The 9,994-nt window shown below is 69.0% G+C and carries 5 protein-coding genes; 3 read left to right on the top strand and 2 right to left on the bottom strand.

Annotated features, from left to right (window positions below):
• The 3 genes from guaB to guaA form a co-directional block, all read left to right on the top strand.
• Window positions 1-1,463: IMP dehydrogenase (gene guaB / locus QZW52_RS04785; protein WP_293995869.1), on the top strand; the 1,463-nt coding region annotated here is incomplete at its 5' end.
• Complete coding sequence (locus tag QZW52_RS04780; protein WP_434738274.1) at window positions 1,460-2,725, top strand: MFS transporter; 1,266 nt, start codon at window positions 1,460-1,462, stop codon at window positions 2,723-2,725. The genes guaB and QZW52_RS04780, both read left to right, overlap by 4 nt.
• Before the next feature lie 17 nt (window positions 2,726-2,742).
• A complete protein-coding gene (gene guaA, locus QZW52_RS04775; RefSeq protein ID WP_293995865.1) occupies window positions 2,743-4,341 on the top strand; it encodes a glutamine-hydrolyzing GMP synthase in 1,599 nt (532 codons plus the stop codon).
• Window positions 4,342-4,365: 24 nt separating this feature from the next.
• Here guaA and QZW52_RS04770 read toward each other — a convergent pair whose 3' ends face one another.
• Both QZW52_RS04770 and QZW52_RS04765 read right to left on the bottom strand, forming a co-directional pair.
• Window positions 4,366-5,499: an EAL and HDOD domain-containing protein gene (locus QZW52_RS04770; RefSeq protein ID WP_293995863.1), complete on the bottom strand. Its 1,134-nt coding sequence runs from the start codon at window positions 5,497-5,499 to the stop codon at window positions 4,366-4,368.
• Window positions 5,500-5,519: 20 nt separating this feature from the next.
• Window positions 5,520-9,974 carry a PAS domain-containing protein gene (locus tag QZW52_RS04765; protein WP_293995861.1) on the bottom strand — a complete coding sequence of 1,485 codons (4,455 nt, stop codon included), beginning with the start codon at window positions 9,972-9,974 and terminating at the stop codon, window positions 5,520-5,522.
• Window positions 9,975-9,994 lie beyond the last annotated feature (20 nt).

Raw genomic sequence — 9,994 nt, 5'->3', positions numbered from 1 at the left:
TTGGCAAAGCACTGACCTTCGACGACGTGTTGCTGGTCCCCGCGTACTCCCAGGTGTTGCCCCGCGACACCTCCCTGGCGACCAAGCTGTCGCGCAACATCACCCTGAACCTGCCGCTCGTGTCCGCTGCAATGGACACGGTCACCGAGGCGCGTCTGGCCATCGCCATCGCGCAGGAAGGCGGCATCGGCATCGTCCACAAGAACCTCAGCCCGAAGCAGCAGGCGGCCGAAGTCGCCCGCGTGAAACGCTACGAATCCGGTCTGCTGAAAGACCCGATCACCGTGGCACCGGGTGCCCGCGTGCGCGACGTGATGGAGCTGTCGCGCTCGCACGGCATCTCCGGCTTCCCCGTGGTCGAGAACGGCCGTGTCGTCGGCATCATCACCGGCCGCGACCTGCGCTTCGAGACCCGCCTGGACGCTCCGGTGCGCGAAATCATGACACCGCGCGAGCGGCTGGTCACGGTCAAGGAAGGCGCCTCGCTGGCGCAGGCCAAGGCGCTGATGCACCAGCACAAGCTGGAGCGCGTGCTGGTCCTGAACGACGACTCCGAGCTGCGCGGCCTGTTCACCGTCAAGGACATCACCAAGCAGACCACCTTCCCCAACGCCGCCCGCGATGCCCACGGCAAGCTGCGCGTCGGCGCGGCGGTCGGTGTCGGTGACGGCACGGAAGAGCGCATCGAGCTGCTGGTCCGGGCCGGTGTCGATGCCCTCGTGGTGGACACCGCCCACGGCCACAGCCACGGCGTGATCGAGCGCGTGCGCTGGGTCAAGCAGCACTACCCGCACGTCGATGTCATCGGCGGCAACATCGCCACGGGCGCAGCGGCGCTGGCGCTGGTGGAAGCCGGTGCGGATGGTGTCAAGGTCGGCATCGGCCCTGGCTCGATCTGCACCACGCGCATCGTCGCGGGCGTCGGCGTGCCACAGATCACCGCGATCGACAACGTCGCCACCGCGCTGCGCGGCACCGGTGTTCCGCTGATCGCCGACGGCGGCATCCGCTACTCGGGCGACATCGCCAAGGCCATCGCGGCCGGCGCGTCGACCGTCATGATGGGCGGCATGTTCGCCGGCACGGAAGAAGCGCCCGGCGAGATCGTGCTGTTCCAGGGCCGCAGCTACAAGAGCTACCGCGGCATGGGCTCGATCGGCGCGATGAAGGCGGGTTCGGCCGACCGCTACTTCCAGGAAAACGACGAGACCAGCAACCCGAACGCCGACAAGCTGGTGCCGGAAGGCATCGAGGGCCGTGTCCCGTACAAGGGATCGATGCTGTCGATCGTCTTCCAGATGGCGGGCGGCATCCGCGCCTCGATGGGCTACTGCGGCTGCGGGTCGATCACCGACATGCAGGACCGCGCCGAGTTTGTCGAGATCACCTCCGCCGGCATCCGTGAGAGCCACGTCCACGACGTGCAGATCACGAAGGAAGCGCCCAACTACCGCATGGAGTGACGCGCTTGAGCGACGACAAGCCGAAGGGCCGCACTGCGGCGATGCCCTTCATCATGATCACTGTGCTGATCGACATGGTCGCCATCGGCCTGATCATCCCGGTGCTGGCACCGCTGGTGGGCAAGTTCACCGGCTCGCAGGCGGACCAGGCGTTCTGGTACGGCGTCGTGACCTTCGCGTTCGGCTTCGCCAACTTCATCGGCTCGCCGGTGCTGGGGGCGCTGTCGGACCGCTACGGCCGCCGGCCCGTGCTGCTGCTGGGTTTCGCCGGACTGGCGCTGAGCTTCTTTGTCACGGGGCTGGCGACGGCGCTGTGGATGCTGGTGGCGGTGCGGCTGGTGAGCGGTGCGCTGCAGGCCAATGCGTCCATCGCGCAGGCGTATGTCGCCGACATCAGCAGCCCCGAGCAGCGCGGCAAGCGGTTCGGGCTGCTGGGCGCGATGTTCGGCATGGGCTTCATCCTCGGCCCCGTCATGGGCGGGCTGCTGGGGGCCATCGACCTGCACCTGCCGTTTTTCGTGGCGGGCGGGCTGGCGGTGCTGAACGCCATCTATGGCGCCTTCGTGTTGCCGGAGTCACTGCCGGTGGAGCGCCGCAGCCCGGCCATCGACTGGACCAAGGTCAATCCGGTGGCCTCCCTGCGTCGCCTGACCGAGCTGCGCGGGGTCGGCCCGCTGGTGGTCGTGATGGGCCTGTCCAGTCTGGCGCAGTTCATCCTGCACACCACCTGGGTGCTCTACACGATGTTCAAGTTCGGCTGGGGCCCGAAGGAAAACGGCTGGTCGCTGTTCGCCGTGGGCGTGATGTCGGTGCTGGTGCAGGGCGGGCTGATCCGCGTGGCCCTGAAACGCACGACGCCGCAGCGCATCGCCGTCATCGGCCTGATCTCGTCGGCCATCACCTACGCCTTGTGGGGCGCGGCGACCGAGGGCTGGATGATGTACGCCGTGATCGGGCTGAACGTCTTCGGTTTCATGGTGCAGGCCGCCATGCAGACGCTGGTCTCCAACGCCGCCGACGACGAATCGCAGGGCCGCACGATGGGCGCACTCGGCTCGCTCAACAGCCTGACCGCCGTGTTCGCGCCCGTCATCGGCTCGGCGCTGCTCGGCTTCGTGTCGCACCTGCCGCGTGGCGACTGGCGCATCGGCGCCCCGTTTTTCCTCTGTTCGGCGCTGCAGGTCACGGCCACCGTGCTCGCGCTGCGCCACTTCCGACGCCATCCCGCCACGCCGCCGCACCCGGCGCATGTGGTCGCCTGAGTTCGCCTGAGTTCGACATGCAACACGACAAGATCCTCATCCTCGACTTCGGCTCGCAAGTCACCCAGCTCATCGGCCGCCGCGTGCGCGAGGCCCATGTCTACTGCGAGATCCACCCGAACGACGTGTCGGACGACTTCATCCGGTCGTTCGCCCCCAAGGGCATCATCCTCAGCGGCAGCCACGCCAGCACCTACGAAGACCACCAACTGCGCGCGCCGCAGGCCGTGTGGGACGCGGGCGTGCCGGTGCTGGGCATCTGCTACGGCATGCAGACGATGGCGGTGCAGCTTGGCGGCACCGTCGAGTGGAGCGACCACCGCGAGTTCGGTTACGCCGAAGTCCGCGCCCGTGGCCACACGGCGCTGCTCCAGGACATCCAGGACTTCGCCACGCCCGAAGGCCACGGCATGCTCAAGGTCTGGATGAGCCACGGCGACAAGGTGACGCAGCTCCCGCCCGGCTTCAAGCTGATGGCGTCCACCCCGAGCTGCCCGATCGCCGGCATGGCCAACGAGGACAAGGGCTACTACGCCGTCCAGTTCCACCCCGAAGTCACGCACACGCTGCAGGGCGCGGCGCTGCTGACCCGCTTCGTGCGCGAGATCGCCGGTTGCCAGGGCGACTGGATCATGGGCGACTACATCCAGGAAGCGGTCGCGAAGATCCGCGAGCAGGTGGGCGACGAAGAGGTGATCCTCGGCCTGTCCGGCGGCGTCGATTCGTCGGTGGCGGCGGCGCTGATCCACCGCGCCATCGGCGACCAGCTCACCTGCGTGTTCGTCGATCACGGCCTGCTGCGCCTGAACGAAGGCGCGATGGTCATGGAGATGTTCGCCGGCCGGCTGCACGCCAAGGTCGTCCACGTCCAGGCCGCCGAGCAGTTCCTGGGCCACCTCAAGGGCGTCACCGACCCCGAGCAGAAGCGCAAGGTCATCGGCCGCGAGTTCGTCGAAGTCTTCCAGGCCGAAGCCGCCAAGCTCAAGGGCGAAGGCAACAAGGGCGCCAAGTGGCTGGCCCAGGGCACGATCTACCCGGACGTGGTGGAAAGTGGCGGCACGGCCAGCAAGAAGGCGACGATCAAGAGCCACCACAACGTCGGCGGCCTGCCCGCGACGCTGGGCCTGAAGCTGCTCGAACCCTTGCGCGAGCTGTTCAAGGACGAGGTGCGCGAACTCGGCGTGGCGCTGGGGCTGCCGCACGACATGGTGTACCGGCATCCGTTCCCGGGGCCGGGCCTGGGCGTGCGGATTCTGGGCGAGGTGCGGGCGGACTTTGCCAGCCTGCTGCAGCGCGCCGACCACATCTTCATCGAGGAGCTGCGCGCCACCATCGACCCCGCCACCGGCAAGAGCTGGTACGACCTGACCAGCCAGGCGTTCACGGTGTTCCTGCCGGTGAAGAGCGTCGGCGTGATGGGCGATGGCCGCACGTATGACTATGTGGTGGCGCTGCGGGCGGTGCAGACCAGCGACTTCATGACGGCGGACTGGGCGGAGTTGCCGTATGCACTGCTCAAGAAGGTGTCGAGCCGCATCATCAACGAGGTGCGCGGCATCAACCGCGTGACCTACGACGTGTCGAGCAAGCCGCCCGCGACGATCGAGTGGGAGTGAACGCGCCGCGATCGGCCGGGCACCTCAGCCGGTCGCGAACGCCAGGTTGAGCGCCTCCAGCAAGGCGTGGTTGACCTCCTGCCGTGTGGTGGCCGTGGCCTCGCAAGCCTCTTCGTGGTCGAAGGGGCCTTCGCTTTCGAGCAAGCGGGCCAGCCGCAGGTACGGCGCCAGCGGACCCCGGTCGTGGACGAGGCTGTCCTTGACTTCCATGGCGATCGGCATGTCCTCCAGCAGGGCCGCCATCGGCTTGCCCAGCATCTGGTCCAGCATCGAGAACGCGCCGCACAGGAACAGATCGCCGTGGTCGTCGGTGTTGCCCTGGCAGGCGGCGATCTTCTGCAGGAAGAAGGCCCGGCGGATGGACGCCTGCATCAGCGGGCGCGTCCGGGGCGTCTCGACCGACGACGCCAGCAGCAGGGCCACCCACTGCCGCAGGCTGGAGTAGCCCAGCATCATGATCGCGTGGCGCAGCGAGCTGACCTCCGAGCGCAGGTTGCAGGCGGCCGAGTTCAGGTAGCCCATCAGGCGGAACGAGAGGGTCGGGCTGCGGTCCAGACAGGATTCAAGCTTATCGACCGCATCGCCCTCGTCGATGCGCTTGAGCACCTCCAGCACGATGCGGATGTCGGATTCGCCGTTGCCGGGGCTGGCGGTGATGGCGTTGTGGATCGGCCAGCCCAGCGTGGCCGTGGCGCCGTGGCGGAAGGCGGATTCCATCTGGTCGAGCGAGCGGATGCCGGTCTGCAGGCGCTGCGCCCCTTCGACCGGCGAGCCGATCAGGGTGCGCTCGGCCAAGGGGTGTTTCGGTGGCAAGGGTTGCTGGCAGACCAGCGTGAGTCCACGGGCGGCCAGGTGGCCCAGGCGGTCCACGGCGGCGGGTTGCGCGAGGAGCTGCGCGCTGTATTCGAGCCACACGCTGTTGGGCAGTTGGTCGAGCGCGGGGCTGGCCAGGGCTTGCGCGGAGGGCACCGGCAGCATCCAGCAAGCCCCAGGGCCGCACAGGTAGCCAACCAGGCTGGGCAGCCACGGCTCGACCTCGATGGCCGGGGCGTCGGCGGGCGCTTGCCAGTCCAGGCGGATGGCCAGGAGCTTGCCGTGGGCGCCATGCACGGGTGCGTGCCGCAGGGTGATCTGGTTCAGGGGGGACGTGTGCTGCATGCCGGCGGCCTGTGGTGGGTTCAATGCGGGATCGAGGCGTCGAGGCTGGACAGGAGATCGGCCTGGAGGGCGCCCAAGGCGGTGTGGAGCTGCTGCTGCAATGCCACGGCCGCTGCGCCATCGCCTGCGCGGCAAACCGATTCCAGGTCCGACGCCACCTGGCGCGCCGTGGTCGCACCCAGCGCCCCGACCGCGCCTTTGTGTGCGTGGGCCAGGGATGTGAGGCGTGCCAGCTCCGTGTGGACATCCACGGCGGCCAGCTCTGCGCGCTGCGCATCGATGCTGGCCAGGAACATCTCGTTCAGCTCGCGCAGCAGGTCGTGGTCGCCATCCAGATGCGCCAGCGCGGCGGCTTCGTCCCGGATGGGCGGGTGCGTGGCAGCGGTGGTGACAGCGGTGGCGGTGGCTGGCGTGATCACCTCGATCCAGCCACGCGGGTTGGCGACCGGTGCTGGCGGTGCGGCGGGGTGCGGCAAGGCCAGCATCGGCTCCGGTGCGCCCGTGCGCGGCAGGGCGTAGGTGGCCACTGCCGACCGCAGTGCCTGCTTGACGATGGGCTTGCTGAGGTGGCCATCCATGCCGGCGGCCAGACAGCGGCGCTTGTCTTCGGCCATGGCGTGGGCGGTCATGGCGACGATCGGGGTGCGGCGCACGCCGCCCAGGGCCTCCCGCTCGCGGATGCGGGCCGTGGCCTCGAAGCCGTCCATCACGGGCATCTGCATGTCCATCAGCACCAGATCGAACGATTCCGTCTCCAGCCGCTCGACCGCCTCCAGCCCGTTGGTGGCCTGGGCGACGATGTGGCCCATGCTTTCGAGCACGCGCACCGCCAGCTTGCGGTTGATCGGGTTGTCGTCCACCAGCAGCACGTACCGCTGCTCGCCCTCCGTCTGCGGGCCGTGTCCGATGCCGTTGCCGGTGCTGTCCTGGTCGAGCGAGCTGAGGACCAGACTCGTCGAGACCGCCAGCGCGTCGAACAGCGCCGACACCGAACCCGGCCAGCGCAACTGGTGGCCGAATTCCGCCGACACCGAGGCGGGCACCGGCGCGTCCACCAGCAGGATGCGGCCCGGCACCAGGGTTTGCGCACAGATCCTGGCCCATTGCTCCGGGGTGGCCAGCGGCAGCCACGAGGCTTTGACGAGCAGGGGCGGGGTGGTGGCGTTGCCGTCGGCGCCGAGCTTGCCCAGGATCTGGTTGGGTGTGCGCAGGAATTCGCAGGTCAGGCGCCACTGCTGCAGGTAGTGCGAGAGCACCTTGTCCGGCATGGGCGCCCGGTCCAGCACCCGGATCGGCGCCGATCCTGGAATGCTCACCACCGGCTGCACGGCCGCCACGGGCAGGCGCAGGCTGAAGTGGAAGGTGCTGCCTTCGCCCAGCGTGCTCTCCACGCTGAGCCGGCCGCCCATGAGCTGCACCAGGTCGTTGCAGATGGACACGCCCAGACCCGTGCCGCCGAACTTGCGGGTGATGGATTCGTCGGCCTGCGAGAACGGCGTGAAGATGTGTTCGAGCTTGTCGGGGGGAATGCCGGTTCCGGTGTCGCGCACCCGGAACTCGATCACCTGCGTGCCGTCCGCGCCGATCCCCTGCCGTGTGAACACGCTCAGCAACACCCAGCCCCTGCCCGTGAACTTGACCGCATTCGACAGCAGGTTGACCAGCACCTGGCGCAGCCGGTGGGCATCGCCCGTGACCAGCCGCGGCACGTCGCGCCCCATCGCCCATTCGAAGGCGATGCCCTTGTCGTGGGCGCGCTCCACCAGCAGGCGGGCACAGTGCTGGACGCAGTCGTGGAGGTCGAACTCGATCTGCTCCACCGTCATCTGCCCGGCCTCGATCTTGGAGAAGTCGAGGATGTCGTTGATCAGCGCCAGCAGCGAGTCGCCCGCGTTGCGCACGATCTGCAGCAGCTCACGCTGGTCCGCATTCAGGTCCGATTCGAGCGCCAGGCCGGTCATGCCGATGATGGCGTTCATCGGCGTGCGGATCTCGTGGCTCATGTTGGCCAGGAAGCGGCTCTTGGCCTGGCTGGCCTGCTCGGCCTGCTCGGAACGCTGGCGCAACTGGCGCTGCACGTCCTTCATGTCGGTCACGTCCATGACCACCGAGACCAGACCCCGCACCTTGTCGCCGTCCCGGTCGGGCACGTAGTGGAGCAGGTAGTCCCGCCGGCTGCCATCGGCGAGCTTGCGCGAACGCTCCAGCGTCTGGCGCTCGCCGCGCAGCGCCGCGCGCAGGCAGGGTTCGATCTGCGCAAAGACCTCCGGGCCGAACAGCTCCCGCTGCGTGTGTCCCACCATGTCGATCGGATTCAGATCGAACCAGCCCTGGTAGGCCGCGTTCGCCACCGTGCAGCGCAGTTCGGTGTCCCAGTGCGCCAGCGGGCCGGGGAAGTTGTCGATGAGCAGGTGCATCAGCCGTTCGCGCTGCTGGAGCAGCCGCGCGGCCTCCTGCCGGGCGGTGATGTCGGTGCCGACGCAGAAATAGCCGGCGATGGCACCTTGCCCGTCGTGGTCGGGCACCAGGCGCATCTCCAGCGTGGTGTGGCCGGCCGGGCCGTAGCGTTCCAGCTCGAAGTGCTGCAACTGACCCGCCAGGGCGGGTTCGCCGCAGGCGGCGACATCGGCCGTGACCATGCGGCCGAGCGCGTCCTCGCGGGTCAGACCGACCCGCTCGCACTCGGCCTGGTTGATGAAGCGGTAGCGTTGCTGGCGATCGACGTAGGCGATGCACAGCGGCAGCCGGTCGGTGAGTTCCCGCAGGAAGGCTTCGCGTTCTTCGGCGCGCTGCCGGTTGCGCTCCAGGTCGGTCTGGAGCTGCTTGCGTGCGGTGATGTCGGTGCGGATGGAGATGTACTTGACGATGCGCCCGCTGGCGTCGGAGAACGGCACCACCACGCTGTCCACCCAGTAGAGCGCACCGCTGCGCGCCCGGTTGCACACCTCGCGCCGCCATGGCCGGCCGGCTGCCACGGTCTGCCACATCTCGACCCAGAAGCTGCGCGGATGGACGTGCGCGTTGACGATGCGGTGCTTCTGTCCGAGCAGCTCGTTGCGCTCGTAGCCGGAGACGCGGCAGAAGGCGTCGTTGACCTCCGTGATGTCGCCGGTGCGGTCGGTCACGGACACCAGGAAATGCTGGTCCAGCGCACTGAGCAGGGCGGTGTTGTCGCGCAGCGCACCTTCCAGCCGCTCCTGGGTCTGGCGCTGGCGGGTGAAGTCGTGGCTGATTTCCAGAAAACCCACCACGGTGCCATCGGCGTTGCACAGCGGCTGTACCTCGGTGTCCACCCACTGGTCGCCAGTGTCCGATGGGCGGCGGGACGGCTCCAGCCGGCAGGGCTGGCCTTGGGCGATGGCCTGTTCTAACTGGCTGCGGTGTTCCGGCATGAGCGGGTAGGCGCCGAGCCGCTGCGCCTGCAAGCCACTGGCGAGGTCTGCCAGGGTGTGGACCGCCAGCCGGGTGAACCCCGCATTGCCCCAGGCGATGCACGCGTCCAGTGTCTGGATCGGTACGGCGGTGGCGTGGTGTTGCTGGAGCTGCACCAGATGCGCCAGCTCCTGTGTCTGCCCGTCCAACCGGGTCTGCAGCCGCCGATGCGCCTGGGCGGATCGGCCCAGCAGCCCTGCCAGCAGCACGCCGAACAGTCCGCCACCGAGTGCCAGCAGCCAGGACCGGCGGCTGTGAACGGCCTGTTCGGCGGCGGGCGTGCTGGCGAGCGTGAGCGTCACCGGGCGGCCGTTGAGTTCGAGGCGCTGGACCCGGCGGAACCAGGGGGCTGCGCCGGGGGCGGTGGTGTCGTGCAGCACCGGTGGCTCCGGTCGCTCGGCGTGTCCGGTGTCCCGCAGCGTGAGGGCGATGCGCCCGGTGTCCACGGCGTCTAGCCCCTGCAGCAGCTCTCCCGGCACCATGCTGACGAACACGGCACCGGTGGCAGCGGCCCGGCGCGCACGCGGTGTGGCGATGGACTGGCCCGGCAGGTAGACCGGCAGGATCACCCAGGTGCGGGACTCGCCTGGTGTGCCGGGAGCACGCAGGGACGGCTCGGTCTGGGTGGCCTGGCCGCTGTCGATGGCCCGCTGGAGCGCCTCGCGGCGCTGGGGTTCGGCACCGAGATCCCAGCCGGTGGCGTCACCTGCGGACGGCCACGTCTGCAGGAAGCGCACGCTGTATTGCGCCCCCAGGTCCACGCGCTGGGCGTGGCCGAGCTGGCGGATGCCCGGCAGGCGCCGTGGCAGATCCTGCAGCGCGACAAACTGCTCGAACTGGCTGGCCGAGAGGTCGCTCGCGCCCACCACCAGTCCGCGCAAGGCGTTCAGGGCCGTGGTGGTGTCCGCGAAGCGGCGCTGGAGTTCTGCTGCCGTGTGGTCGGCGGCCAGGTCGAAGGAATGCTGCGCGGCCTGGTGCTCTGCCTGGTACAGCCAGACGCTGCCCAGGGCGCAAGTGCCGGCGCCCAGCAGGCTCGCCAGCATCCAGGGACCAACGCTGGATC

The sequence above is a fragment of the Sphaerotilus sp. genome (assembly GCF_013299175.1).
Taxonomy (GTDB): domain Bacteria; phylum Pseudomonadota; class Gammaproteobacteria; order Burkholderiales; family Burkholderiaceae_C; genus Sphaerotilus.
The sequence above is the reverse complement of the archived record's forward strand: the minus strand, read 5'-3'. Positions and strand labels throughout refer to the sequence as shown.

Bases quoted from the DNA above. Each gene is read 5' to 3' on its own strand.
- QZW52_RS04770 (WP_293995863.1), bottom strand. From the start codon at position 5,499: ATGCAGCACACGTCCCCCCTGAACCAGATCACCCTGCGGCACGCACCC.
- guaA (WP_293995865.1), top strand. From the start codon at position 2,743: ATGCAACACGACAAGATCCTCATCCTCGACTTCGGCTCGCAAGTCACC.
- QZW52_RS04765 (WP_293995861.1), bottom strand. From the start codon at position 9,974: ATGCTGGCGAGCCTGCTGGGCGCCGGCACTTGCGCCCTGGGCAGCGTC.